At 50.0% G+C, this 25,170-nt stretch carries 23 protein-coding genes; 11 read left to right on the forward strand and 12 right to left on the reverse strand.

Annotated elements, in window-relative coordinates:
• Window positions 1–4: 4 nt before the first annotated feature.
• Genes GBAG_RS04405 through tesA form a run of 3 tightly spaced genes read right to left on the reverse strand, consistent with a single transcriptional unit; the run spans window position 5 to window position 2,339 of the window.
• A complete protein-coding gene (locus tag GBAG_RS04405) occupies window positions 5–853 on the reverse strand; it encodes a co-chaperone YbbN (protein WP_034493772.1) in 849 nt (282 codons plus the stop codon).
• A 57-nt stretch (window positions 854–910) separates the two neighbouring features.
• The gene (locus tag GBAG_RS04410) at window positions 911–1,681 is read right to left on the reverse strand and encodes an SDR family oxidoreductase (protein WP_034493773.1); all 771 of its coding nucleotides are present in this window, start codon (window positions 1,679–1,681) and stop codon (window positions 911–913) included.
• 28 nt (window positions 1,682–1,709) lie between these two features.
• Complete coding sequence (gene tesA / locus GBAG_RS04415) at window positions 1,710–2,339, reverse strand: multifunctional acyl-CoA thioesterase I/protease I/lysophospholipase L1 (protein WP_034493774.1); 630 nt, start codon at window positions 2,337–2,339, stop codon at window positions 1,710–1,712.
• On the opposite strand from tesA, the gene ybbA reads away from it, so the two are divergent.
• Both ybbA and ybbP read left to right on the forward strand, forming a co-directional pair.
• Window positions 2,307–2,993 carry a putative ABC transporter ATP-binding protein YbbA gene (gene ybbA, locus GBAG_RS04420; protein WP_034493775.1) on the forward strand — a complete coding sequence of 229 codons (687 nt, stop codon included), beginning with the start codon at window positions 2,307–2,309 and terminating at the stop codon, window positions 2,991–2,993. The genes tesA and ybbA overlap by 33 nt on opposite strands.
• Window positions 2,990–5,404 carry a putative ABC transporter permease subunit YbbP gene (gene ybbP, locus GBAG_RS04425; RefSeq protein ID WP_034493776.1) on the forward strand — a complete coding sequence of 805 codons (2,415 nt, stop codon included), beginning with the start codon at window positions 2,990–2,992 and terminating at the stop codon, window positions 5,402–5,404. The genes ybbA and ybbP overlap by 4 nt, the downstream gene beginning before the upstream one ends.
• Here ybbP and allS read toward each other — a convergent pair.
• Window positions 5,381–6,316: an HTH-type transcriptional activator AllS gene (allS, locus tag GBAG_RS04430; protein WP_034493777.1), complete on the reverse strand. Its 936-nt coding sequence runs from the start codon at window positions 6,314–6,316 to the stop codon at window positions 5,381–5,383. The two genes, ybbP and allS, sit on opposite strands and share 24 nt — an antisense overlap.
• A 197-nt stretch (window positions 6,317–6,513) precedes the next feature.
• Between allS and allA the strand changes: the two genes are divergently transcribed.
• The 9 genes from allA to glxK all read left to right on the forward strand — a co-directional run bounded on the left by allA (window position 6,514) and on the right by glxK (window position 17,133).
• Window positions 6,514–6,996: an ureidoglycolate lyase gene (allA, locus tag GBAG_RS04435; protein WP_034493778.1), complete on the forward strand. Its 483-nt coding sequence runs from the start codon at window positions 6,514–6,516 to the stop codon at window positions 6,994–6,996.
• 125 nt (window positions 6,997–7,121) lie between these two features.
• Window positions 7,122–7,940 (forward strand): HTH-type transcriptional repressor AllR, encoded by an 819-nt coding sequence (gene allR, locus GBAG_RS04440; RefSeq protein WP_034493779.1) that lies wholly within the window; start codon window positions 7,122–7,124, stop codon window positions 7,938–7,940.
• Between the two features lie 96 nt (window positions 7,941–8,036).
• Window positions 8,037–9,818 carry a glyoxylate carboligase gene (gene gcl, locus GBAG_RS04445; protein ID WP_034493780.1) on the forward strand — a complete coding sequence of 594 codons (1,782 nt, stop codon included), beginning with the start codon at window positions 8,037–8,039 and terminating at the stop codon, window positions 9,816–9,818.
• A gap of 11 nt (window positions 9,819–9,829) precedes the next feature.
• Window positions 9,830–10,606: a hydroxypyruvate isomerase gene (hyi, locus tag GBAG_RS04450; RefSeq protein WP_034493781.1), complete on the forward strand. Its 777-nt coding sequence runs from the start codon at window positions 9,830–9,832 to the stop codon at window positions 10,604–10,606.
• 88 nt (window positions 10,607–10,694) lie between these two features.
• The gene (glxR, locus tag GBAG_RS04455; RefSeq protein WP_034493782.1) at window positions 10,695–11,573 is read left to right on the forward strand and encodes a 2-hydroxy-3-oxopropionate reductase; all 879 of its coding nucleotides are present in this window, start codon (window positions 10,695–10,697) and stop codon (window positions 11,571–11,573) included.
• Window positions 11,574–11,704: 131 nt separating this feature from the next.
• Window positions 11,705–13,168: an allantoin transporter gene (locus tag GBAG_RS04460; protein WP_034493783.1), complete on the forward strand. Its 1,464-nt coding sequence runs from the start codon at window positions 11,705–11,707 to the stop codon at window positions 13,166–13,168.
• 62 nt (window positions 13,169–13,230) lie between these two features.
• The gene (allB, locus tag GBAG_RS04465; RefSeq protein ID WP_034493784.1) at window positions 13,231–14,592 is read left to right on the forward strand and encodes an allantoinase AllB; all 1,362 of its coding nucleotides are present in this window, start codon (window positions 13,231–13,233) and stop codon (window positions 14,590–14,592) included.
• A gap of 67 nt (window positions 14,593–14,659) precedes the next feature.
• Window positions 14,660–15,961 carry a uracil/xanthine transporter gene (locus GBAG_RS04470; RefSeq protein ID WP_034493785.1) on the forward strand — a complete coding sequence of 434 codons (1,302 nt, stop codon included), beginning with the start codon at window positions 14,660–14,662 and terminating at the stop codon, window positions 15,959–15,961.
• Window positions 15,962–15,987: 26 nt separating this feature from the next.
• Complete coding sequence (gene glxK, locus GBAG_RS04475) at window positions 15,988–17,133, forward strand: glycerate 3-kinase (RefSeq protein ID WP_034493786.1); 1,146 nt, start codon at window positions 15,988–15,990, stop codon at window positions 17,131–17,133.
• 51 nt (window positions 17,134–17,184) lie between these two features.
• Here the strand turns inward: glxK and GBAG_RS04480 are convergent, their stop codons facing one another.
• The 8 genes from GBAG_RS04480 to allC form a co-directional block, all read right to left on the reverse strand.
• Window positions 17,185–17,652 carry a hypothetical protein gene (locus GBAG_RS04480; protein ID WP_034493787.1) on the reverse strand — a complete coding sequence of 156 codons (468 nt, stop codon included), beginning with the start codon at window positions 17,650–17,652 and terminating at the stop codon, window positions 17,185–17,187.
• A gap of 10 nt (window positions 17,653–17,662) precedes the next feature.
• Window positions 17,663–18,412, reverse strand: coding sequence for a T6SS immunity protein Tli3 family protein (locus GBAG_RS04485; RefSeq protein WP_034493788.1), 750 nt, complete (start codon window positions 18,410–18,412; stop codon window positions 17,663–17,665).
• The gene (locus GBAG_RS04490) at window positions 18,409–19,164 is read right to left on the reverse strand and encodes a T6SS immunity protein Tli3 family protein (protein WP_034493789.1); all 756 of its coding nucleotides are present in this window, start codon (window positions 19,162–19,164) and stop codon (window positions 18,409–18,411) included. The genes GBAG_RS04485 and GBAG_RS04490 overlap by 4 nt, the downstream gene beginning before the upstream one ends.
• Window positions 19,161–19,919 (reverse strand): T6SS immunity protein Tli3 family protein, encoded by a 759-nt coding sequence (locus GBAG_RS04495; protein ID WP_034493840.1) that lies wholly within the window; start codon window positions 19,917–19,919, stop codon window positions 19,161–19,163. Before GBAG_RS04495 ends, GBAG_RS04490 begins: the two co-directional genes overlap by 4 nt.
• Window positions 19,920–19,930: 11 nt before the next feature.
• Complete coding sequence (locus GBAG_RS04500; protein ID WP_034493790.1) at window positions 19,931–22,402, reverse strand: T6SS effector phospholipase Tle3 domain-containing protein; 2,472 nt, start codon at window positions 22,400–22,402, stop codon at window positions 19,931–19,933.
• 1 nt (window position 22,403) lies between these two features.
• On the reverse strand, window positions 22,404–22,790 hold the full coding sequence (locus tag GBAG_RS21815) for a hypothetical protein (RefSeq protein WP_051873634.1): 387 nt from the start codon (window positions 22,788–22,790) through the stop codon (window positions 22,404–22,406).
• A gap of 339 nt (window positions 22,791–23,129) precedes the next feature.
• Window positions 23,130–23,915: a (S)-ureidoglycine aminohydrolase gene (gene allE / locus GBAG_RS04510; protein WP_034493791.1), complete on the reverse strand. Its 786-nt coding sequence runs from the start codon at window positions 23,913–23,915 to the stop codon at window positions 23,130–23,132.
• A 13-nt stretch (window positions 23,916–23,928) separates the two neighbouring features.
• On the reverse strand, window positions 23,929–25,161 hold the full coding sequence (allC, locus tag GBAG_RS04515; RefSeq protein WP_425591289.1) for an allantoate deiminase: 1,233 nt from the start codon (window positions 25,159–25,161) through the stop codon (window positions 23,929–23,931).
• Window positions 25,162–25,170 lie beyond the last annotated feature (9 nt).

A 25,170-nucleotide genomic window follows, 5' to 3' on the forward strand; every position in this document is an offset into this window, starting at 1 on the left:
CTAATTAATACAGCAGCGAATACATCTGGCGGCGATATTTTGATGCCAGCGCATCACCGGTGCCTAATGCCGCCAGAATCTCCATCAGCATTTTGCGTACTTGCCCATCGGCCGCACCTAAATCTTTCTTCAGATGGGTATACAACAATTCCAGCGCTTCTTCGTTACGCCCAACCTGATGCAGTTGCAACGCCAGTTGGCTGGCAAGATGTGCGTTTTCAGGATCTTGATCCACTTGCTGCTGCAACAACTGAATTTCCGGCGTGTCAGCCGCTTGTTTCATCAAATCAATCTGCGCGACCAGGCCCTGATAACGCGTGTCTTGATCCTGCAACGGAATAGTTTTCAGCACCGCTTCTGCGTCTTCGCTACGGTTCAGCGCAATCTGCACTTCCGCCAGCATCAAGCCAATTTCACTGTTCTGATTTGAGAGCTGCCACGCATCTTTCAGTAGCGGCAGCGCTTCGGCGTGTTTGCCTTCTTGCATCAACAACATCGCTTCTTGCGCTTTCAGCTCTTCTTCACGCGGCAGAACCTTTTCCAGCAACGCACGAATCGCTTCTTCTGGCTGTGGCCCCTGGAAACCGTCTACCGGCTGGCCATTCTGGAACAGATAAACGGTTGGAATGCTGCGCAAACCAAACTGTGAAGCGACCATTTGCTCGGCATCGCAGTCCACTTTGGCAAGAATAAACTGGCCCTGATACTGTGCGGCAAGTTTATCCAGAACCGGCGTGAGCTGTTCACAATGCTGACTACGAGCAGACCAGAAATAGAAAAGAACAGGCGTAGTAACAGACTGTTCCAGCACCTGGTGCATGTTCGCTTCGGTAATGTCGACGTTGTAAGACATAAATCAATTCCTTATAAAGATTTGCTTTTACATGGGGGTTGGCGGCAAACGCTTCAACTAACCACGTAAAATTTTATCTAACATGCGGGCCGGCAACAGGCGGCGCAACCACGTTAAAGCGTGGGCGACCAGCGTCACCGGATAGCGCAATTTCGGCTTCGGGTTTTCAAAAGCATGGCGCACTTTTTCCACTACCGCTTCCGGGCCGAGCGTAAAGCGTGCGGCAATCCCAGGGTTTTCTACCGGGTGGTCAGATTGCGTTTGATTCACATTTTGCGTGAACTGAGTGCGGATAGGGCCAGGTTCAATCAAACTGACTTTAATGCCGCTGTGATGCAGTTCCATTCGCAGCGCGTCAGACCAGGCTTCCAGCGCGTATTTGCTGGCAGCGTAGGCACCACGCCCAGGCGTTGCAACCAGCCCCATCACCGAACTGGTCATCACAATGCGCCCTTCACGGTGCGGCAACATCGCCGGAAGCAGCAGCATGGTGAGCTGATGGGTGCCAAAAAAGTTGGTCGAAAACTGTTGCTCAAGCTGTTCGCGGGAAAGGGTTTGTAGCGGGCCGTAAACGCCGTAACCGCCATTATTAAACAGCCCGTACAGACGATTCCCGGTGAGTTCAATAACCTTAGCCGCCGCTGCTTGCACACTTTCAGGCGAGTCGAGATCGAGCTGCACGCCGGTAAACCCAGCCTGGTTCATGCGCTCAACATCTTCGGGTTTTCGGCAGGCGGCCAGAATGCGAAACCCCTGCTTGTGCAATTCATGGGCGCAAGCGAGGCCAATTCCGCTGGAACAACCTGTAATTAAAACTGATTTTTGCATAACTTTACCCGATGAACGTCCCGATTGTTTATGAGTCGTGGTTAACTAAAGGTGCCAGACGAGAAGACATCCAGTCGGCGATAAACGGCTGCGCATCGCTATTCGGGTGAATACCGTCATCCTGCATCCATTGCGGTTTCAGATAGACCTCCTCCATAAAAAATGGCAGCAGAGGAATCGAAAACTCTTTGGCAAGTTGCGGATAAATAGCGCTAAACGACTCATTATAACGACGACCGTAGTTTGCCGGCAGACGTATTTGCATCAGCAATGGTTGAGCGTTCGCCGCTTTTACATCGTTGATAATCTGGCGCAGACTTTTTTCGATGGCTTGCGGTTGAAAACCGCGCAAACCATCGTTGCCGCCCAGTTCGATTAATACCCAGCGAGGCTGATGTTGCTTCAGCAGTGCCGGTAATCGTGCCAGCCCTTGTGGCGCGGTGTCGCCACTGATACTGGCATTCACGACTTTAGTATTTTGCTGGTTCCATTTCTTATCCAGCAAGGCAGGCCAGGCCGCCGTCGCCGACATCCGGTAACCCGCGCTCAGGCTATCACCTAATATCAACAACGTGTCCGCATGCGCGGCGCGAAAGGCCATCAAAGCCAGAAACAGGAAGGGCAAATGCCAGCGGAAAACATTGTTGAAGTTCATCATCTTAGTAAGTCCGTAGGTCTGGGGGAGCATCAGCTTTCCATCCTTACCGGAGTTGAGCTGGTTGTCAAACCGGCGCAGACCATTGCCTTAATTGGTGAGTCAGGTTCCGGGAAGTCTACACTACTGGCGATTCTCGCCGGGCTTGATGATGGCAGCGAAGGGGAAGTTCACCTGTGTGGCCAGCCGTTACACAGCATGGATGAAGAAGCACGCGCGGCGCTGCGGGCGAAAAACGTCGGCTTTGTCTTCCAGTCATTCATGTTAGTGCCGACCCTCAACGCGCTGGAAAACGTCGAACTCCCGGGGCTGCTACGCGGTGAAAAAGATTCTTCCAGCCGCGCGCAGGCGAAAGCATTGCTCGAACAACTTGGTCTTGGCAAACGTCTTGATCACCTTCCGGCACAGCTTTCCGGTGGCGAGCAACAGCGCGTGGCTTTGGCTCGCGCCTTTAACGGGCGGCCTGCGGTGTTGTTTGCCGATGAACCGACCGGCAACCTTGACCGCCAGACCGGCGACAGAATTGCTGATCTCCTCTTTTCACTGAATCGAGATTTCGCCACCACGCTGATTCTGGTCACCCACGATGAACAACTTGCAGCCCGTTGCGACCGCCGTTTGCGCCTGCGCGAAGGTAAATTGTGGGAGGAGGCATGATTGCCCGTTGGTTCTGGCGTGAATGGCGTTCGCCATCACTACTGATTGTCTGGCTGGCTTTAAGCCTCGCGGTGGCGTGTGTGCTGGCGCTGGGCAATATCAGCGACCGCATGGAGCAAGGGCTAAACCAGCAAAGCCGTGACTTTATGGCGGGCGACCGCGCATTGCGTAGCGCACGTGAAGTGCCGCAAGAATGGCTGGAAAGGGCGCAAAAAGAGGGGCTGAAAGTTGGCAAGCAGCTGACTTTTGCGACCATGACGTTTGCCAAAGACACACCGCAACTGGCATCTGTTAAAGCCGTCGATGATGTTTATCCGATGTATGGCGAGCTGGATACCAATCCGCCTGGGCTGAAACCCGAGCCGGGAAGCGTGCTGCTGGCGCCGCGTCTGATGGCATTGCTCAATCTCAAAGTTGGTGATTCACTGGAGGTCGGCGACACCACTTTGCTTATTGCGGGCGAAGTGATTCAGGAGCCGGACTCGGGCTTTAATCCGTTCCAGATGGCACCGCGTTTAATGATGAACCTCGCGGATGTGGAAAAAACCGGCGCGGTTCAGCCGGGAAGCCGCATCACCTGGCGCTATAAATTTGGTGGCACGCCGCAGCAACTCGATAAGTTTGAAAAGTTTGTTGTGCCGCTCCTGAAACCGGAACAGCGTTGGTACGGCATGGAGCAAGATGACGGAGCGCTGGGCAAATCCCTTGAGCGCTCACAACAATTCTTGCTGCTCTCCGCACTCCTGACGCTGCTGCTGGCGGTGGCTGCTGTCGCTGTGGCGATGAACCATTACTGCCGCAGCCGTTACGATTTAGTCGCTATCCTGAAAACGCTTGGGGCAGGGCGTGCGGCGCTGCGCAAGTTGATTATCGGCCAGTGGTTAATGGTTCTGGCGTTGGCGGCGATTGCCGGAGGCGCGGCTGGATTAGTGTTTGAAGCGGTGCTGATGCGCCTGCTTAAACCTGTTTTACCGGCGGCATTACCGCCAGCGAGCCTCTGGCCGTGGGTGTGGGCAATCGGTTCGATGGTGGTTATTTCGTTGCTCGTAGGTTTGCGTCCTTATCGCCTGTTGCTGGCAACACAGCCGCTGCGGGTTTTGCGCCGGGATGCCGTGGCAAATGTCTGGCCGCTGAAAATCTACCTGCCGATTATCACTCTCGTGGTGGTGGCGTTACTGGCATTGCTGATGGGCGGCAGCACGCTTTTGTGGGCGGTGCTGGCGGGTACGGTCGTTCTGGCGGCGCTATGCGGTATTGTCGGTTGGGGCGTGCTGCGCCTGCTCAAAAAGCTGACGCTAAAAAATCTCGCGCTGCGCCTGGCTGTGAACCGATTGCTGCGCCAGCCGTGGGCGACACTCAGCCAACTGGCGGCGTTCTCACTGTCGTTTATGTTGCTGGCGTTACTGTTGGTGCTACGAGGCGATCTGCTCGATCGCTGGCAGCAACAACTGCCGCCGGAAAGCCCGAACTATTTCCTGCTCAACATCGCCACCGAGCAGGTGCAGCCGGTGAAAGAATTTTTGGCTGAACACCAGATTATCCCCGAGTCGTTCTACCCGATTGTGCGCGTGCGCATGACGGCAATTAACGGTAAATCCACCGAAGGCAACCCTGACGAAGCGCTTAACCGCGAGCTAAACCTGACGTGGCAAAGCCAGAAGCCGACGCATAACCCAATTCTTGCGGGGAGTTGGCCGCCAAAAGCGGGCGAAGTTTCCATGGATGAAGGCGTGGCTAAACGCCTGAAGATCAAACTTGGCGATACCGTCACCTTTATGGGCGATACCCAGGATTTCTCCGCCAAAGTTTCCAGCCTGCGTAAAGTTGACTGGGAAAGCCTGCGGCCTAACTTCTACTTTATCTTCCCGCCGGGTGCGTTAGATAACCAGCCGCAAAGCTGGCTGACCAGCTTCCGTCTGGAGGGTAAAAATGGCGTGCTAACCCAGCTCAACCGTGAGTTCCCGACGCTCAGTTTGCTGGATATCGGGGCGATTCTGCGCCAGGTTGGGCAAGTGCTGGAACAGGTGAGTCGGGCGCTGGAAGTGATGGTGGTGCTGGTGACGGCTTGTGGCGTGCTGCTGTTGCTCGCGCAAGTGCAGGTGGGAATGCGCCAGCGGCATCAGGAACTGGTGGTTTATCGCACGTTAGGGGCGGGGAAACGCCTGCTGCGCACCACGTTATGGTGTGAATTTGCGGTATTAGGACTGGTTTCCGGGCTGGTGGCCGCCATTGGCGCTGAAACCGCGCTCGGCCTGCTGCAAACCCGCGTGTTTGATTTCCCATGGGAACCGGACTGGCGGTTGTGGGTCATTCTGCCTCTGACCGGTGCGCTGTTACTTTCGGTGTGTGGCGGCTGGCTGGGCGTGCGATTGCTAAAAGGCAAAGCGTTATTCCGCCAGTTTGTTGCCTGAGTTTAATGGCGTTAAAAAGCCCTGAATGGTGCTGGCGTTTTCCTCAAACAAACGGACAATTTCCAGCGCCGCTTTCCCGGCCTGCGCATGATGCCAGGCCAGGCCGAGCGGGGAAGGCTGGCGCATCGCCGGAATGGTGCGCGTCACCAGTTCGCCGCTATCCAGATAGCGCTGGCACAATTTTCTGGGCAAAAATCCAATTCCCACACCCGCCACGTGCGCGGCAATTTTAGTGCTCAAATCTGAAACCTGAATCTCTTTTTGCCCGGTCAGTCGCCATGCCACGCGTTTGGTGATGTGACGGGCACTGTCTTCAATATTAATCGCCGGATACTGGCGCAGTTTAGCCTCGTTTAACGGCCCTGTTTCGTGAGCTAACGGATGGTGTGCCGCCAGCACAAACACCCAGTCGATCTCCCCAAGCGGCAGCAGGCTGATGGTTTCGGACAGCGTTTCAGTTCCCGACACGCCGATCGCCAGCGAAAAATCTCCATGCAATAACGCATCCCAGACACCCATATAAATCTGGCGTGAAAGGGTGAATTGCGTCAGCGGAAAACGCGCTACTAAATGTGCAAGCAGAGTAGCAATCGCCGCAGGTTCATACAGTAAGTTATTGATAACAATATTGACCTGACGTTCTACGCCATCATTGATTTGCTTAAGCTCACCGGGCATGGCATCGAGCCACGCCAGCCACTCTTTCGAACGCTCCAGCAAGTGAATGCCCGCCGTGGTCAGCAGAACGCTGCGCGTCGTTCGCTGAAACAACGGCACACCCGTACTTTCTTCAAGCAACTTAATGCGATAGCTGATCGTCGCCGTGGTTTTGTGTAAACGCTCAGCCGCTTTAGAGAAGCTGGCGGTTTCGGCCACGGTGAGAAAGGTGCGGATGGTTTCCTGGTCAAGCATTATCAGACCTTTATATATCAATGATTTTTAATGATATTTGCATATTGACCTTAAAAATGATGTGGTGTAAATCTCATTGTTGGAAAAATATTCCAATTTAATATTGCATCAAGCGAGGTTAGGTTTTAGATTGCTGTCAGCGGTGCCATTTTGATCAACATAAATGGCAAAAGGATCAACAGGAGCAGGAACACGGAATGAAACTCAAGTTGTTACCTCTGACTCAAGAGGCTTTTTCGCCTTATGGCGACGTTATCGGAACCGAAGGAAAGGAATTTTTCCATATCAATAACGGGCAAACCGAGCGCTATCACGATTTGGCGTTGGTTGAGATCCTCCATCAGGATCGTGCCCTCGTCAGCATCAACCGCGCCCAGCCGCTGGAAATGCCAATAACCGTCACGCAGCTCGAACGCCATCCACTTGGCTCGCAGGCGTTTATTCCCCTTAACGGCGAGCGTTTTATCGTGGTGGTAGCACTGGGAGATGAGCAGCCAGATCCTGAAACTATGCTCGGATTTATCACCGATGGCCGTCAGGGTGTGAACTATCATCGTAACGTCTGGCATCACCCGTTGTTTGCATGGCAAAAAGTGACGGATTTTTTAACGGTGGATCGCGGCGGTAGCGATAATTGCGATTTAGTGAATGTTGCGCCAAAAGAACTGGTATTGAGCTGATTTTATCCCGTTTTATTTAGGATAAATCCCGTGACGCTTCAAAGTATCTTTCATAAGATGGCGCGTTAAATTCATTGACGTAGCACGCTTCCCGTAAAGTTTCTGGGGTGGGAGATAATAGAAGAATGACTGAATTAAGACGTCGCGGACGACCAAGCCAACCGGAGTCCGGCTCGCAGAAAGGCGCGCAGGCACTGGAACGCGGCATCGCCATTTTGCAGTATCTGGCGCAGGCGGGTGGCAGCTCTTCGGTTACTGATATTGCCGAAAACCTCGAATTGCCTCTATCCACCACTTTTCGCTTACTTAAAGTGCTGGAGAATGCCGATTTTATCTATCAGGACAGCCAGTTAGGCTGGTGGCATATCGGTCTTGGCGTGTTTAACGTCGGTTCGGCCTATATCCACAACCGGGATGTGTTATCCGTTGCGGCACCTTTCATGCGCCGCCTGATGGTGCATTCAGGGGAGACGGTCAACGTTGCGATTCGTAACGGTGGCGAAGCGGTGCTGATTGGCCAACTCGAATGCCAGTCAATGGTGCGCATGTGTGCGCCACTGGGTAGCCGCCTGCCGCTTCATGCGTCCGGTGCGGGTAAAGCATTACTCTATCCACTGATGGAAGATGAGCTGATGGACCTGATAGTGAAAACCGGGCTTAAGAGTTTTACGCCGGGAACGCTTGCAGACCTGCATCAGCTGAAGAAGGATTTGCAGCTTTCCAGTGAACGTGGTTATGTCGTTGATAAAGAAGAGCATGTTCTGGGGCTAAATTGCATAGCCTCACCGATATACGACAGTACCGGCAACGTAGTCGCGGCCATTTCCATCTCTGGCCCAAGCTCCAGATTAACGCCGGAAAGATTTTTAAACCTGGGCGAATTAGTTCGCGATACGGCAACTGATATTAGTGCGGCGCTGGGTCTGAATACTCCGGCACGCTAGAAACAAAATTCCCGTCAGTCTGTGTGCGGGATTTTTTTGAACTCACTTCAAGTTGGAAAAAGTTTCCAACAATGAAATCAAAAAAGGAAAAGTACCATGGCCCGAATGAAAGCCGTCGATGCGGCAATGTATGTCCTGGAAAAAGAAGGTGTGAATACCGCATTTGGCGTACCCGGTGCGGCGATTAACCCATTCTATTCGGCAATGCGTCAGCATGGCGGCATTCGCCATGTCCTTGCTCGCCATGTTGAAGGGGCATCCCATATGGCGGAAGGGTATACCCGCGCTAAAGCCGGTAACATTGGCGTGTGCCTTGGTACTTCAGGCCCGGCGGGTACGGATATGATTACCGCACTTTATTCCGCTTCTGCTGACTCTATTCCAATTCTTTGCATCACCGGCCAGGCTCCGCGTGCACGTTTGCACAAAGAGGATTTCCAGGCGGTGGATATCGAATCTATCGCCAAGCCTGTCACCAAAATGGCCGTGACGGTTCTGGAACCTGCGCTGGTGCCACGTGTATTGCAACAGGCGTTCCACTTAATGCGCTCTGGTCGTCCAGGCCCTGTGCTGGTGGACTTACCGTTTGACGTGCAGGTTGCGGAAATCGAATTCGATCCAGATTCCTATGAGCCGCTGCCAGTTTACAAACCTGAAGCTTCGCGCAAGCAAATCGTCAAAGCACTTGAGATGCTGATGCAGGCCGAACGCCCGGTTATCGTTTCTGGTGGTGGCGTTATCAATGCGGATGCGGCGGCATTGTTGCAACGGTTTGCGGAGATTACCCAGGTTCCGGTCATTCCTACGCTGATGGGCTGGGGCACGATTCCGGACGATCACGAACTGATGGCGGGCATGGTTGGGCTGCAAACTGCGCACCGTTATGGCAACGCCACTCTGCTGGCTTCTGACCTGGTGTTTGGTATCGGCAACCGCTTTGCGAACCGTCACACCGGCTCGGTTGAGAAATACACTGCCGGTCGCAAAATCGTGCATATCGACATTGAGCCAACGCAAATTGGCCGCGTGTTATGCCCGGATCTCGGCATTGTTTCTGACGCAAAAGCGGCTCTCACCTTGTTGGTCGACGTCGCAGAAGAGCTGAAAAAAGCAGGGCGCTTACCGGATCGCAAAGCATGGATTGCCGATTGCCAGCAGCGCAAACGTACCCTGCTGCGCAAGACTCACTTCGACAATGTGCCGGTCAAACCGCAGCGCGTTTATGAAGAGATGAACAAAGCATTTGGCCGCGAGGCGTGCTACGTCACCACCATCGGCCTGTCGCAAATTGCCGCGGCGCAGATGCTGCATGTTTTCCACGATCGCCACTGGATTAATGCCGGGCAGGCAGGTCCGCTGGGTTGGACAATTCCGGCCGCGCTCGGTGTTTGTGTCGCCGATCCAAAACGTAGTGTCGTTGCACTTTCCGGCGATTATGACTTCCAGTTCTTAATTGAAGAGTTGGCTGTCGGCGCGCAATTCAATATTCCGTATATCCATGTTGTGGTGAATAACGCCTATTTAGGTCTTATTCGCCAGTCACAGCGCGCCTTCGATATGGATTATTGCGTCCAGTTAGCCTTCGAAAATATTAACTCTGAAGAAGTTAATGGATACGGTGTTGACCACGTCAAAGTCGCTGAAGGTTTAGGTTGTAAAGCGATTCGCGTATTTAAACCGGAAGATATTGCTCCGGCATTTGAGCAGGCAAAAGAGTTAATGGCGAAATACAGCGTGCCAGTTGTGGTGGAAGTTATTCTTGAGCGCGTCACCAATATTTCAATGGGAAGCGAGTTGGATAACGTTAATGAATTTGAAGCCACTGCTGAAAGTGCCGCGGACGCACCGACTGAAACCTGCTTTATGAAATATGAATAACGGAGAATATCATGCTACGTTTTTCGGCTAATTTATCGATGCTGTTTCTGGAATATGATTTTCTTGACCGTTTTGAACGCGCCGCAGCGGCAGGGTTTAAAGCCGTAGAATTTATGTTCCCGTATGGATACAGCGTTGCGGTGTTGCAGGAAAAGTTAAAATCTAACGGACTTGAGCACACGCTACATAACTTACCGGCGGGTGACTGGGATAAAGGAGAGCGTGGTATTGCTTGTATTCCGGGGCGTGAAGCTGAGTTTCGCAGTGGTGTACAAGCTGCAATCTTGTATGCCAAAGCGCTGGGCAACAGCAAAATCAATTGCCTGGTCGGGAAAACGCCAGCAGGGGTAAGTGCTGAAAAAGTCCGCGAGACTCTGGTTGAAAATCTGCGTTACGCCGGAAGTGAACTGGCAAAAGAAGGCATTCTGTTAGTGATTGAACCGCTCAATCATTTCGATATGCCAGGTTTTTACCTCACCGGAACCCAGCAGGCTATCGACCTGATTGATGAAATTGGTTGCGATAACATACGCGTGCAATATGACATTTATCATATGCAACGTATGGAAGGGGAGTTAGCCAATACGCTAACGGGGAAATCAGCAAAAATTGGCCATATACAATTAGCAGATAATCCTGGGCGTGGTGAGCCAGGAACCGGTGAAATTAATTATGATTATCTTTTTTCGCTAATTAATAAATTAGAATATGACGGTTGGGTGGGTTGTGAATATAAACCGAAAACCACCACCGAAGAAGGGATGTCCTGGATTAATCTGTACCGTTAGTCCTAATTAAATAAACAGGCAATAAGAATATGACCACTTTTGTGGCAGGGAAACTTATTGCCTGAAATAACCTGAAAGGAATGAAACAATGAATCTTGGTTTTATTGGTCTGGGTATTATGGGCACGCCGATGGCACAGCGCCTGGCGCAAGTGGGGCATAAGCTTCGCGTTTGCACTATTGGCCCCGTTTCAGACAAACTCTATTCATTAGGGGCTGAAAACTGCGAAACGGCGCGCAACGTAACAGAAAAATCAGACATCATTTTTATCATGGTGCCAGATACACCGCAGGTCGAAGAGGTGCTGTTTGGGCCTGAAGGTTGTGCCCAGGCTTCACTGAAGGGCAAAACCATTGTTGATATGAGTTCAATTTCGCCTATCGAAACCAAACGCTTTGCTCAAAAGGTGATTGAACGCGGTGGCGAATACCTTGATGCACCGGTTTCTGGCGGCGAGGTGGGAGCTAAAGAAGGCACGCTTTCCATCATGGTGGGTGGCAAGCCAGAAGTGTTTGAACGTGTGCAGCCGTTGTTCGAAGTGATGGGCAAAAACATTACGTTGGTGGGTGGGAATGGCGACGGTCAAACCTGCAAAGTGGCAAACCAGATTATCGTGGCGTTAAATATTGAAGCGGTTTCTGAAGCCTTACTGTTTGCCTCTAAAGCCGGAGCTGACCCTGCACGCGTTCGCCAGGCATTAATGGGTGGATTTGCGTCTTCACGTATTCTCGAAGTTCACGGCGAGCGCATGATCAAACGGACGTTTGCGCCTGGTTTTAAAATTGCACTACACCAGAAAGATTTAAATCTGGCGCTACAAAGTGCCAAAGCCCTGGCGATTACATTGCCAAATACAGCCACCTGCCAGGAATTATTTAATACCTGTGCGGCGAATGGCGGTAGCCAGCTAGACCATTCTGCATTAATTGAGTCGTTGGAATTAATGGCGAATCACAAAATTTCCTGATTGTTGAAATATAAGCACTGCGCACAAAGAGGCGCAGTGCCAATAGAGTTAACTTTTTTCTTTTTGTTTTATATGTGTTTCCGAAAAGCTAAGCCCATAGCGTTTTTATTACGTGATTAGTAGAGGGATATATGGAAAGACAGGAACAGCAGCAAAGAGAGCTTTATCGGGCCAGGGGTTATAGTGACGATCTTCTTCCAAAAGAAAAAGAGAAACAAACCTGGAAAGCATTTAACTATTTCACCCTATGGATGGGGTCAGTTCATAACGTTCCAAACTATGTCATGGTCGGCGGCTTCTTTATATTAGGGTTATCCACATTAAGTATTATGTTGGCAATTATTCTGAGCGCGTTTTTTATTGCTTTTGTCATGGTAATGAACGGCGCAGCAGGAACCAAATACGGCGTGCCGTTTGCCATGATTTTACGTGCTTCCTATGGCGTGCGCGGTTCACTGTTCCCCGGCATTTTACGTGGTGGGATTGCAGCGATTATGTGGTTCGGCCTGCAATGCTATGCCGGTTCGCTCGCCTTCTTAATTCTGATTGGCAAAATCTGGCCAGGCTTCCTCTCCCTCGGTGGCGATTTCAATATCCTGGGTCTTAATTTGCCGGGCCTGATTGCCTTCCTGTTCTTCTGGGCAATCAACGTCGCCATTGGTTTTGGTGGTGGTGGAGTGCTCAATAAATTCACTGCGGTTCTCAACCCTTGTATTTACATCGTCTTCGGCGGCATGGCTATTTGGGCTATTTCCCTGGTGGGGATTCAACCTATTCTGGACTACGTCCCCGCAGGTGTTCAGAAAGCAGAAAATAGTGGCTTCCTGTTCCTGGTGGTGATTAACGCCGTAGTGGCGGTTTGGGCGGCACCGGCAGTGAGTGCATCTGACTTTACCCAGAATGCGCAAAGCTTCCGTCAGCAGGCACTAGGGCAAACTTTAGGATTATTGGTGGCCTACATTCTGTTCGCGGTGGCCGGTGTGTGTATTATCGCTGGGGCCAGTATTCACTACGGCGAAGACACATGGAACGTGCTGGATATCGTACAGAAGTGGGACAGCCTGTTTGCCTCATTCTTCGCGGTGTTAGTCATTCTGATGACCACGATTTCAACCAATGCCACGGGTAATATCATCCCTGCGGGATACCAGATTGCGGCCATTGCTCCAACCAAACTGACCTATAAAAATGGTGTGCTCATTGCCAGTATTATCAGCCTGCTGATTTGCCCATGGAAGTTAATGGAAAACCAAAGCAGCATCTATTTATTCCTCGATATTATCGGTGGAATGTTAGGGCCGGTAATCGGCGTGATGATGGCACATTACTTTATTGTCATGCGTTCGCAAATTGATCTGGATACTTTATATACCAAAGCCGGTGATTATAAGTTTTACGATAATGGTTTTAACGTCACGGCGTTCTCCGTCACTTTAATTGCGGTTGTGCTTTCGTTAGGCGGGAAATTTATTCCCCTGTTTGAGCCATTGTCACGCGTGTCATGGTTTGTGGGTGTGATTACCGCTTTCGTTTTATACGTATTGCTGAAAAAACGCGACGCACCAGGAATATCTACCGAACATAAAGCAGCTTGATATAAAAATAACGTCTTACCCCTGTACTTAATAAAAATACGTACCCTTACAAGGAGAAGTATATGTCTTACGATCTGATTATTAAAAACGGCACCGTCATTTTAGACAACGAAGCATTAGTTACCGATATTGCCGTTAAAGACGGCAAAATAGCCGCCATCGGCAATGGTCTGAACGGCGCAGCGAAGGTGATGGATGCTACCGGTCTGATAGTTGCGCCTGGCATGGTCGATGCTCACACCCATATTTCTGAACCAGGCCGCAGCCATTGGGAAGGCTACGCCACTGGCACACGTGCTGCGGCTAAAGGCGGCATCACCACAATGATCGAAATGCCGCTCAACCAGCTCCCTGCTACGGTTGACCGCGCCAGCATTGAAATGAAATTCGATGCCGCCGCAGGCAAATTGACCATTGATGCTGCGCAGCTCGGTGGCCTGGTTTCTTACAACATCGACCGTCTGCATGAACTGGACGAAGTCGGCGTGGTTGGCTTCAAATGCTTCGTGGCAACCTGTGGCGATCGCGGTATCGACAACGACTTCCGCGACGTGAACGACTTCCAGTTCTTCAAAGGCGCTCAGAAGCTCGGAAAATTGGGTCAGCCAGTATTAGTGCACTGCGAAAACGCGCTGATTTGTGATGAATTGGGTGACGAAGCAAAACGCGAAGGCCGTGTTACTGCCCATGACTATGTGGCCTCACGCCCGGTCTTCACCGAAGTCGAAGCGATTCGCCGCATTTTGTACCTGGCAAAAGTTGCCGGTTGCCGCCTGCACGTTTGCCACGTCAGCAGCCCGGAAGGCGTGGCTGAAGTGACTCGCGCACGTCAGGAAGGCCAGGATGTTACCTGCGAATCCTGCCCGCATTACTTTGTGCTCGATACCGATCAGTTTGAAGAAATCGGCACCCTGGCAAAATGCTCGCCGCCAATTCGCGATGCGCAAAACCAGAAAGGGATGTGGGAAAAACTGTTCAACGGTGAAATCGACTGCCTGGTTTCTGACCACTCACCATGCCCGCCGGATATGAAAGCAGGCAACATCATGCAGGCCTGGGGCGGCATTGCTGGCCTACAAAGCTGTATGGATGTGATGTTTGATGAAGCGGTGCAAAAGCGCGGCATGTCGCTGCCAACGTTCGCCAAACTGATGTCCGGCAATGCGGCAGATATCTTTGGTTTGCAACATAAAGGCCATATCGCGCCGGGCAAAGATGCGGATCTGGTGTTCATCCAGCCGAACTCGTCTTACGTGCTGAAAAACGAAGATCTGGAATATCGCCACAAAGTTAGCCCTTACGTCGGTCGCACCATCGGCGCACGTATCCTGAAAACTATTCTGCGTGGTGAGGTGATTTACGACATTGAAAGCGGATTTGGCGCGAAACCAATCGGTAAATTCATTCTGAAACACCAGCAGTAATCGTTTACTTGCAGCTGCGCTCGTTGATCCCGGGCGCGGCTTTTTTGTCATTTTACAGGGTGGAATTATGGAAGCTGTGCGTCTTAGCCGGGACACCTGGCTGTCTGGTTTTCAGTGGTTCTTCTTTATTTTCTGCAATACGGTGGTTATCCCGCCGACGTTGCAATCCGCATTTCATCTCACTTCCGCCACGACATTTGTGCTGACGCAGTATTCTTTTTTGACGACCGCGCTGGCTTGCCTGCTTCAGGCTTTTTTTGGCCATCGTCGTGCATTGATGGAAGGGCCGGGTGGCCTGTGGTGGGGCACGATTTTAACTCTCACGCTGGCTGAGTCCGCGCAAGGAACGCCGCTGGCTTCGATTGGCGGCAGCCTCGCTTTGGGCATTGCGCTGGCGGGTGTTCTGACGATGGTGATTGGGTTTAGCGGATTAGGGCCGTGGCTTGCCAGGCTTTTTCGCCCGGCCGTAATGATTGTGTTTATGTTTTTACTCGGCGCGCAGCTTACCACCATCTTTTTTAAAGGCATGCTTGGGCTGCCGTTTGGTGCGGTGAACGGGCCGGTTGATCTCAACGGAGCGGCATTTTCCCTCGCCGTGGCGGTGGTGATTTTTATCGTCACCTTTATTGTGATTCTCCCGCAGCGCATCGGGAAATTTGCCGTTTTGCTCGGCACCATTCTGGGCTGGGGCATTTACGTTTGCTGGTTTGGGAATACTCACGTCATCACACAAAACCAGAGCTGGCAATGGTTCCCGCTCGGGCATTCGCTGGATATCAAACCCGGCATTGTGATCACCGCTGTGCTGACGGGGCTGGTGAATATCTCCAACACGTTTGGCGCGATCCGTGGCAGCGACACTTTCTATGGCAACACGCCTGCCATGCCTGCGCTATACCGGCGCAGTTTTGTTGTTTCTGGCGCGATGACATTAATGGGTGCACCGCTGGGTGTGATTCCTTTCTCGCCGTTCGTCTCCTCAATTGGCCTGATTACTCAAACCCAGGATGCGACGCGCCGCGCATTTGTTGTTGGCAGCCTGCTGTTTTTGTTGATTGGTCTTTTTCCACCGCTGACGCGTTTTTTCTGCGCTATTCCGCTCACGATTAGCAGTGCCGTGATGTTGGTAGCGTACCTGCCGTTGCTGTGGTCGTCGTTGCTGTTTGTAAATCTCACCACGCTGAACTCACGCAACATTTATCGCATCGCTATTCCGCTGTTCTGCGGCGTGTTTTTGATGGGCGTCCCGGGGGCGTATTTGCAGCAGCTTCCGTTATTGGTGCGTCCGTTACTCAGCAACGGCCTGTTGATGGGGGTGCTGCTTGCTGTGGTGCTGGAAAACCTCTTTCCCTGGGATCGCGTGAAATAACGCCCCACATTGTTAAGGAATAAATAATGAAAATTGTGATTGCACCGGATTCATTTAAAGAAAGCCTGAGCGCGGAACGCACGGCGCAGGCCATTAAAAAAGGGTTTGAGGAAATCTTCCCGGAGGCCCAATACGTCTGCCTACCCATTGCCGACGGCGGGGAGGGGACGGTAGAAGCGATGATTGCGGCCACTCGCGGCAAACTTGTGACGCTGACCGTGAGCGGGCCAATGAGCCAACCGGTAGAGGCATTCTATGGCGTCACCGGGGACGGGCGCACGGCGGTGATTGAAATGGCGGCGGCCAGTGGATTAATGCTGGTGGAACCCGAACTGCGTAACCCGATGTCTGCCACCAGTTTTGGCACCGGGGAGCTTATCAAACACGCGCTCAATGCGGGTATCCGCCACATTATTCTCGGTATCGGCGGCAGCGCGACCGTTGACGGCGGTATCGGCATGGCGCAGGCGTTGGGTGTGCATTTTTACGATGCTGATGGCAACGAACTGGCCGCGGGCGGCGGGGCGTTGAATTCACTTTCCCGCATCGACCAGCAGCAAATAGACCCACGAGTCAAAGAATGTCATTTCGAAATTGCCTGCGATGTGGATAACCCGCTCACCGGGCCGCGAGGGGCGGCTACGGTCTTCGGCCCACAAAAAGGGGCGACGCCGGAAATGGTCATCCAGCTTGATAATGGGCTGGCAAATCTGGCTGAAATTCTGGGAGCGCAGACGGGGCGTGATATTAACGCGATTGTCGGCGGCGGAGCGGCTGGCGGCATGGGCGTTGCGGCAGAGATTTTCCTCGGCGGCAAATTGAAACCGGGCATCGACATCATTATGAATGCGGTCAACCTTGAACAGGTACTCGAAGGCGCTGATTTAGTGATCACCGGCGAAGGGCGCATCGACAGCCAGACCGTCGGCGGCAAAGCGCCAATCGGTGTTGCGCGAGTGGCTCACCGCCTCGGTGTACCCGTTATCGGCATGGCCGGTGTACTTGGGGAAGGTGTAGAAGTGGTGCATCAGCATGGTATCGACGCTGTATTCAGCATCCTCCCGCGCCTTGCTCCGCTAGCCACCGTGTTATTGCAGGGGGAAATTAACCTGCAACATTGCGCGCGGAATATCGCTCAGGCGATGAAGTTGGGGCAGGCGATTCCGGCATAAAAAAAGGCCACGGTATTATCCGTGGCCAGGATTTTATCGCTATCGATGTAATCAATGTTTATTTAATGCGGTAAGCGCCTTGTCGGGGATGGTTGATGCAGTTTTATTGACTCCGATATTTTCGGCAGGAATATCACTTAACTTTAAAATATAATCGGTGTTAAATACTTTCTCATAATCCTGTGAGTCAAAGTGTAACCGAAATATTTTTCCTTTCATATGTGGAAGAAGATAACCGAATCCATCAATTGAAAGCGTACATTCCGGTAATGCCTGATAAGGCTGCGCATTGCGATCTTCTTCGCTAACGAATACTGCTGTTTTAGCCTGCAGAGGATGACCAGGGATATCAATCACCGCGTTTAATTTTTGAAGTCCATTATTATGCAGATAAATCTGTGTGCCATTATTTTCCGTGTTGTAACTGCCCTGCATATCTGGACATGCCAGCAACGGAGAGGATATTACTGGTAATCCTGAGAATAATATTATGTTTACTTTCTTAATAATCCCTAACATCTTTGTATCCTTACTGTTGTTTTTCAAGCCCTAAATCCGGATTGCAGCGCATATGGTCCCAGCCCTTGTAGTTTTTGACTTTGGGGACCTTATTGGGGATGTTCTGGAAATTGGATCTGTAAGCATAAATTGTCCAGGAGTCTGGCCCTAAAATGGAGTTCCACGATAGGTAGTTTTCCCCCCACGCACCACCACCTTCCCCCGGACGAATTAACTCTTTTTGTGTTTTTCCTTTGCCTGTTGTGATTGTGTACTCAATACCACTCCCACCAGGTTCCAGCCGGGGATCATCAAAGGGTTTTGAACTCAGATAGAGTTCACCTTTTTTTGTCAGCATAAAACCTTGATCGTTGACGACGGTGAATGATTCAATTTCTTCGCGTATAGGATAAGAAGCACCATATTTTATAGCTCCGCCACCAGGAGAGTAGCTCGCTCCATCCCAGGATTTTCCATAATCTTTTGAAATAGCGAATCCCCCCCCCTCATAAGAAGTAATTGCAATGTAACGCTCTGAAGGATGAATAAATGTCTTTGTAAAAATACGATATCCATCGGAGACGTCGTAAATCTGGTGCTGAATATTGCGCTCGGTATCGATATAACGTAAGCCACCCTCACAGTGATAACCGGTTAATTCCAGATAACGATGATCATCAAATCGGTATACTACCTGAGTGGGTGGGGGTTTGGGTTTTGCATGACAGGCCGTAAGTAATACTATTCCCACAAATAGCAAGGTGTTTTTAATCGGTTTCATTTTTGTTGTTCCGACACTTCAAGACCTAAATCCGGGTCGCAGCGCATATGGTCCCACCCCTTGTAGTTTTTGACTTCGGGGACCTTATTGGGGATGTTCTGCCAGTTAGGTTTGTAGGCGTCAATGACCCATGGTTCAGGACTATTGACTGAATTCCAGGATAAATATTCACGCCCCCAGCCCAGGCCTGAACGGCCAGGCATTAAGCGATCATGTTTTAATACGCCATGATAGTAACGACTGTATTCAATACCTCCACCACCTTCTCTAAGCCTTGGATCATCAAAGGGTTTTGAACTTAGATAGAGATCACCTTTTTTTGTCAGCATAAAACCTTGATCGTTGACGACGGTGAATGATTCAATTTCTTCTCGTTGGGGGCGGTCATCACCATATTTTATAGCTCCGCCACCAGGAGAGTAGCTCGCTCCATCCCAGGTTTTTCCATAATCTTTTGATATAGCGAATCCCCCCCCCTCATAGGAAGTAATTGCAATGTAACGCTCTGAAGGATGAATAAATGTCTTTGTAAAAATACGATATCCATCGGATACGTCGTAAATCTGGTGCTGAATATTACGCTCGGTATCGATATAACGTAAGCCACCCTCACAGTGATAACCGGTTAATTCCAGATAACGATGATCGTCAAATCGGTACACTACCTGAGTAGGTGGTGATTTGGGTTTCGCATGACAGGCCGTAAGTAATACTATTCCCACAATTAGCAACGTGTTTTTAATCGGTTTCATTTTTGTTGTTCCGACGCTTCAAGACCTAAATCCGGATTGCAGCGCATATGGTCCCAGCCCTTGTAGTTTTTGACTTCGGGGACTTTATTGGGGATGTTCTGGAAATTGGTTTGATATGCGAAGGTTTGCCACGGGTCCTGGAGTTGTATTGATATCCAGGAGACGTAGTTCTTTCCCCAGAGACTACCAACTGATGAATTGATTGGTTCCAGGTGGTGTTTTGAAGTGTCTCCTCTGTAGGTGTATGTGTAATCAATACCACTCCCACCAGGTTCCAGCCTGGGGTCATCAAAGGGTTTTGAACTCAGATAGAGATCACCTTTTTTTGTCAGCATAAAACCTTGATCGTTGACGACGGTGAATGATTCAATTTCTTCTCGTTGGGGGCGGTCATCACCATATTTTATAGCTCCGCCACCAGGAGAGTAGCTCGCTCCATCCCAGGTTTTTCCATAATCTTTTGATATAGCGAATCCCCCCCCCTCATAGGAAGTAATTGCAATGTAACGCTCTGAAGGATGAATAAATGTCTTTGTAAAAATACGATATCCATCGGATACGTCGTAAATCTGGTGCTGAATATTACGCTCGGTATCGATATAACGTAAGCCACCCTCACAGTGATAACCGGTTAATTCCAGATAACGATGATCGTCAAATCGGTACACTACCTGAGTAGGTGGTGATTTTTGTTTTGCATGACATGCCGTAATTAAGGCTACCATCACAAGTATTACTAGCTTTCCCTGTTGCATATATTTCCTTTTCATTCCTGCGCTTCAGGCATATCCCATTGTAATATTTCGTTCGTTGTATTTTCCGTTGAATGTTTGTCTTTGATCTTAGGCACTTCTCTTGGGCCGTAGTCATTATCAACACCTGCATCACCTAGTGGAATTCCCTTAGGAAGCTCAGGTTTATTCATGAATTTTTTCATGTGTTCGAAAGGCAAAATACCATCCTGATAATATTTACGTTCATCTGCTATAGGATTTTCTTCTCTGCGCCAGTCAGCACGGAGCAACAATCTTTTCCAGAATTCCTTCTGTTCAAATGCTTTACATTCTCCTATCGCTAAATCGTAGGTCATTGAATGGGCAGGCACTTTATCATTGGCAACAATAGATGAGTGCTGACTATATATAGAATCCATATTTACCGCTGCCTTCAGTTCTTCCTCTGTCATTCTGCGTTTCACAACAAGCTTCTGTGTAGAACCATTCTGGCCGTTAACGATGCCCTTCACTACATCCCAATCGTGTATTTTGCCGATTTCTTTACATTGAACTTCATTAAGATATTGATGATTATTTAAATAATAGAAGTTACGGGTGTTCGGGGCTTCCACCGTTTGCGAGATAAATCTTTCCGCTTTCATAGCCGCTTTAGCAATGGCCGGATCATTTCCACTGAGCGGAGCTTTATATTCATGCCCTTCACCCATCAATTTAAAGACGAAAGGCTTGGGGAGCAGAGGGGCATTGATGGTGATATCACGAAAGGTAAAACCGGTATATTTTGAATCATCTGACTTCGGAGCTGGCATTTGAAAATGAAACCCGGTCTTATCACCCACAGTCTCTCCCCGACAGAATACTCTTTGCCAAAGGTTATTGCCGAGTTGAGATTTCATTTCATCAGGTATACCGCGCCAGCCAAAACCTTGAATCGGTTTCATGGAAACAATCTGGTCGTTTGGGCAAAAATAGTTGTAGACCATGCCAAAATTATTGCGGCTGTATTGTGGATTATTCCACAGTGACTGGTAAGACGCTTCTGGCAGGCATCCGCTATCTTTTAGTTTTTGCTTATAATCTGGGGTGTGCGGGATATTTCCCATTTTATAGTGGGGGTTTTTCGCCATTAATTTACAAAAATGAGCCAGCGTATTCAGGCGGCCATTACTGGTTTGCTGGTTACCCGGTAGGGCGTTTTCAAGCCAACGGTTTTCCAGTGCATAAGGTGAATGGTTGAGGACGACACAGTCTGCCGGAGCAAGGCCTTCAGTATTGACCCACATATTCGCCAGCATGGTGATAATAGTGCCCTGGCTATGCGCCACAATATTTATAGTATCTTTTTCAGTACCCGGGTTACGTCTAATATCAATAATCAAATCCGCCAGACGGCGTGCTGCATAAGCCTGATAGATTCGATGGGGGTTCTGATAAATCGGGTGGCTCCAGTCGCCATCCCCAAACGGCCCTCCGCGGGAATTGAGCTCGCCCACTATTTCCAAAATTTTACCCGTCGCACCTGGGCCAAACATATCGGGAATGTTGGTAGTGGCGTTGGCAAAAGTGCCGCCATTTTTTGCATTTGTACGGTCTAACCAATTAAACAGGTTATCGGTTTGCTCATTATTATGTTGTTCTTTTATCCTTCCATCATCGTTAAGATAGGTGTCGTATGGGATATCAGCATCATTCCCTTTGTTTTTAAGGTCTTCGCGATAGCGCAGCTGATCTGCTTTCCAGGTATTATGATTGACAGGGCGATATCCCCAGTAAAACGGAATAATAGGTGAGCGGTTGATTTCGCCTGCACATGTTTTCTGCAGCACAGCATCGTTTTTACTTTCCGCGTTGCCATCGGTATCTGAAATTTTAAACTTATCCGGGATCCAGTCATGCGGATGTAAATCATCACGTCCGAGTCGGGCATTTAACCCGGCGCAAATCCCTTCGTCCTGGTTCTGGTAGGCTTCGCCCACATCATTAACACCGTGAATCAGAATAACAATGCAGGGCATAGGCTGAGGTTTGTCTTTATCGTCAGTCGCGTTGTCATTCCCATCTGAGTTGATAAGAACCTCGCTGTCCATATCTACTTCAGGAAGTGAGTCTTGCATCAGACCCGCCATATTCACCGTATTACGATGATTCATAAACATTTTATCTGTCAGGCGGCAGGCTGGTTTGCCTTCAAAAAACACATCAAATGAGTGGCTTATCCAGTCAGCCTCTGCCAGATTAGTGCCGGACTTTACGCCACCCATACTACCAGGTTCATCAAATACACTTTTCGCAAAGCACGAACCAAAATTTGCAATCATATTGCCGCCATCGGCAAAAACGCTGCTGGTGCCTTTAATCAGGTCGCGTGAGTACGCTTCGTTTTCGAAAGGTACAGGAATAGCAAGTGGGGGCGTTTTACAGACATCAGGCAAGGTATTGTGCGTTACCCCGCCGCTACCTTTATGACACAGTGTCAGTCCATTGATATTAATCGTAATCATGCTAATTCCTTCCCTGGTTTACTGGGCTAAGAACGACTGCATGTCGCTGGCTGTCATCCGAACTGCTTAAGACTAAAACCGTCGTGTTTTCTTTTGTATTCATATGCCGCCATGCTGTTTGCGCGAGATGCATCACAAGGCTTGCACAGTCCGGATGCTGATACGACAGGTCGGCACCTTCTTCCTTGTACTGTGCCTGCCAGATGGAGAGCAGCGCGAATTCATCGAGAATGGCTTTAAAGCCAATAGCCGGATCGTTGCAGGCGACGGTGATATCCAGAGTGAATAGCGAAGAGAGAGACTGCTTTAATTTAAAGCCCACCACCGCAAAGGTGTTCGCCGGAGTGCGCCCCACGGTGAAGGTAAAGCGGGTGCCATCAGTTGCCATCAAGTTATTCCTTCAACAAAACATGGATTCATTGAGCTGGCTAGTTAATTTCATATCACTCATAACTTTAATAAATATAATAAAATCAAAATGATATGAATTTAAGAAGTAGGTAAACGTAGAGCTGAAGGTAAACAATAACTGTGACGAGTGTCACGACGATTGATTTTGTTGGGTAGGAAAACATACAGGATAAATAATTGTTTCTATTCGCGGCATAAAAAAAGGCCACGGTATTATCCGTGGCCAAACCGACAAGCTAAGAAAAATCATATAAAATCAGTTTTTCGTAGGTCGGATAAGCGCAGCGTCATCCGACATTCAAATCCGACAAAAACCTTAAATCTCTACATCACGGTTACAGTCTTTTGAATAGATATAACTAAATGCTTCACCGCGTCCCACGCCATAACCCGCCTGCAATGAATAAGCGCCCATAAAAATGTAATCGCCCTGTTTTACCGGTATCCATTCGTTATCGAGGTTGTAAACGCCCTGACCGCTGAGGATATAGGCACCGTGTTCCTGAACGTGGGTTTCGATATAGCCGTGGGATGCGCCCGGAGTAAATGACAGAATGTGCATGTTCATATCGAAGCCGAGATCTTTCGGCAGCAGATCCTGCAAAATCACGTCGCTCATGCCTTCATATTCAATACGCTCAAGCTGATTCACATTCCCGCTGACGATATGAGCTTTGTGCCCGTTAGCTGGAATATAGCGGCGTTTATATAAAAACAGGCGACTGTCTTGCGAGTGATTATTAATAAAAGTCATTGCGGTATCAGGCGGGCAATATAAATAACCCCCTTGTGTGAGTGTGAAGCTCTGTTCGCCAGCGCGGGCTTTGATAGCGCCGTCGATAACATAAACAAAGGTTTCAACGCCGTCGCCGCCAAAGCCGATATTGTTCCCGCCATCCTGATGTAGCGTCACCAGGTAATCGACAAAGGTCGCACCCAGTTTAGGCGTTGATAAAATGGTTACGTCGCAGTTTTCAAAACCGGGAATAATATTTTTCACCAAACCGTCGGGCGTAATTAACGCGTAGTTGCCACGTTTAATAATGGAGCGCGAAGCCAGTAAATCGCTGATGTAACCCGTGTTGTTATTAAGATAACCCATTTCTTTTTCTTCCTTATTCTTTATAAGCCAGTTCGTAAAGCATTAACGCCAGGGTTTTCACCCCTGCGGCCAAATCTTTTATATGTGTTGCTTCTGCGGGGTTATGGCTAATACCGCCAATGCTCGGCATGAAAATTAAACAGGTCGGTACCTGTGGGGCGAAAATTTGTGAATCGTGCCCGGCTCCGCTGTGCATCAGGCGATAATTCAGCTTTTCGGACTGGCAAATGGTTTCCAGTTTATCCACCAAATGCGTATCCATTGGCACCGGGGCTTCGTCCATCCACAAATCAATATCAATACCGATATTCATCTCATCACAAATACGGCGCATATCGGCCTCAAGCTCCCCGGTAAAGGCTTTGAGCAGGGCGGCATCGGTATGGCGGCAATCAATGGTGAAACAGGTTTTTCCTGGCACTACGTTCACGGTATTGGGCTGCGGTTCCACTTTGCCGAAGGTCAGCACCAGCGGGTCGCCCATCGCTTGTGCTTTTGCAATGCTCTCGCAACAGATGCGGCTAAAGGCATGAACCGTGTCGCGGCGATAACTCATCGGCGTACTGCCCGCGTGGTTTGACTCACCGCTCAACATCACGGTGTAGCGACGTTGGCCGACAATCGCGGTAACTACACCAATCTCTTGTTGATGGGTTTCCAGAATACGCCCTTGCTCAATATGCAATTCCACAAAGGTTTTGATATCAGCCCGTGGTTTTAGTGGGGCGGCGGCAAGGGTGAAGCCGCATTCACTCATCGCCTGAGTGAAAGGAATACCTTTGGCGTCTGCAATGTGGCGCACATCTTCAGGATCGGCCTGGCCGAAGATATTTTTACTGCCCCAGAATACATAAGGGAAACGGCTCCCTTCTTCTTCTGCCAGCGCCACCATTTCCAGGGTGCGTAGCGGTGCGCCGTAGGTTTTATAAAGCCTGCGAATCGCAAGCCACGCCGCTAAAGCACCAAACTGCCCATCCAGATTGCCGCCGTTAACCACGGAGTCAATATGCGAACCGCTCAGAATCACCTCTTCGGGGTAACGCGTGCCATTGATGCGGCCATATAAATTGCCGACTTCATCAAAGCGAGTTTGCAGACCATCTTGCTGCATGCGCGATTTAAACTGCTGTTGCGCTTCAAGCCACTGCGGGGAATAAAGCAAACGCGTTATTCCGCCGTCAGGTGCGGCACCAAAAGACGAAAGCCAGGGCAATGTTTCTTCTATGTCAGACTGAAACGAAGTCATGATGATTAT

It is taken from the genome of Buttiauxella agrestis ATCC 33320, assembly GCF_000735355.1.
Classification (GTDB): Bacteria; Pseudomonadota; Gammaproteobacteria; order Enterobacterales; family Enterobacteriaceae; genus Buttiauxella; species Buttiauxella agrestis.

Excerpts from the sequence above, each read along its gene's own strand:
- ybbP (WP_034493776.1), top strand. The coding sequence starts at position 2,990 with ATGATTGCCCGTTGGTTCTGGCGTGAATGGCGTTCGCCATCACTACTG.
- allB (WP_034493784.1), top strand. The coding sequence starts at position 13,231 with ATGTCTTACGATCTGATTATTAAAAACGGCACCGTCATTTTAGACAAC.
- allE (WP_034493791.1), bottom strand. The coding sequence starts at position 23,915 with ATGGGTTATCTTAATAACAACACGGGTTACATCAGCGATTTACTGGCT.
- GBAG_RS04490 (WP_034493789.1), bottom strand. The coding sequence starts at position 19,164 with ATGAAACCGATTAAAAACACGTTGCTAATTGTGGGAATAGTATTACTT.
- GBAG_RS04495 (WP_034493840.1), bottom strand. The coding sequence starts at position 19,919 with ATGCAACAGGGAAAGCTAGTAATACTTGTGATGGTAGCCTTAATTACG.
- GBAG_RS04480 (WP_034493787.1), bottom strand. The coding sequence starts at position 17,652 with ATGTTAGGGATTATTAAGAAAGTAAACATAATATTATTCTCAGGATTA.
- allA (WP_034493778.1), top strand. The coding sequence starts at position 6,514 with ATGAAACTCAAGTTGTTACCTCTGACTCAAGAGGCTTTTTCGCCTTAT.
- GBAG_RS21815 (WP_051873634.1), bottom strand. The coding sequence starts at position 22,790 with ATGGCAACTGATGGCACCCGCTTTACCTTCACCGTGGGGCGCACTCCG.
- glxR (WP_034493782.1), top strand. The coding sequence starts at position 10,695 with ATGAATCTTGGTTTTATTGGTCTGGGTATTATGGGCACGCCGATGGCA.
- glxK (WP_034493786.1), top strand. The coding sequence starts at position 15,988 with ATGAAAATTGTGATTGCACCGGATTCATTTAAAGAAAGCCTGAGCGCG.
- GBAG_RS04485 (WP_034493788.1), bottom strand. The coding sequence starts at position 18,412 with ATGAAACCGATTAAAAACACCTTGCTATTTGTGGGAATAGTATTACTT.
- GBAG_RS04460 (WP_034493783.1), top strand. The coding sequence starts at position 11,705 with ATGGAAAGACAGGAACAGCAGCAAAGAGAGCTTTATCGGGCCAGGGGT.
- allR (WP_034493779.1), top strand. The coding sequence starts at position 7,122 with ATGACTGAATTAAGACGTCGCGGACGACCAAGCCAACCGGAGTCCGGC.
- allC (WP_425591289.1), bottom strand. The coding sequence starts at position 25,161 with ATGACTTCGTTTCAGTCTGACATAGAAGAAACATTGCCCTGGCTTTCG.
- allS (WP_034493777.1), bottom strand. The coding sequence starts at position 6,316 with ATGCTTGACCAGGAAACCATCCGCACCTTTCTCACCGTGGCCGAAACC.
- tesA (WP_034493774.1), bottom strand. The coding sequence starts at position 2,339 with ATGATGAACTTCAACAATGTTTTCCGCTGGCATTTGCCCTTCCTGTTT.
- gcl (WP_034493780.1), top strand. The coding sequence starts at position 8,037 with ATGGCCCGAATGAAAGCCGTCGATGCGGCAATGTATGTCCTGGAAAAA.
- ybbA (WP_034493775.1), top strand. The coding sequence starts at position 2,307 with ATGCCAGCGGAAAACATTGTTGAAGTTCATCATCTTAGTAAGTCCGTA.
- hyi (WP_034493781.1), top strand. The coding sequence starts at position 9,830 with ATGCTACGTTTTTCGGCTAATTTATCGATGCTGTTTCTGGAATATGAT.
- GBAG_RS04410 (WP_034493773.1), bottom strand. The coding sequence starts at position 1,681 with ATGCAAAAATCAGTTTTAATTACAGGTTGTTCCAGCGGAATTGGCCTC.
- GBAG_RS04470 (WP_034493785.1), top strand. The coding sequence starts at position 14,660 with ATGGAAGCTGTGCGTCTTAGCCGGGACACCTGGCTGTCTGGTTTTCAG.
- GBAG_RS04405 (WP_034493772.1), bottom strand. The coding sequence starts at position 853 with ATGTCTTACAACGTCGACATTACCGAAGCGAACATGCACCAGGTGCTG.
- GBAG_RS04500 (WP_034493790.1), bottom strand. The coding sequence starts at position 22,402 with ATGATTACGATTAATATCAATGGACTGACACTGTGTCATAAAGGTAGC.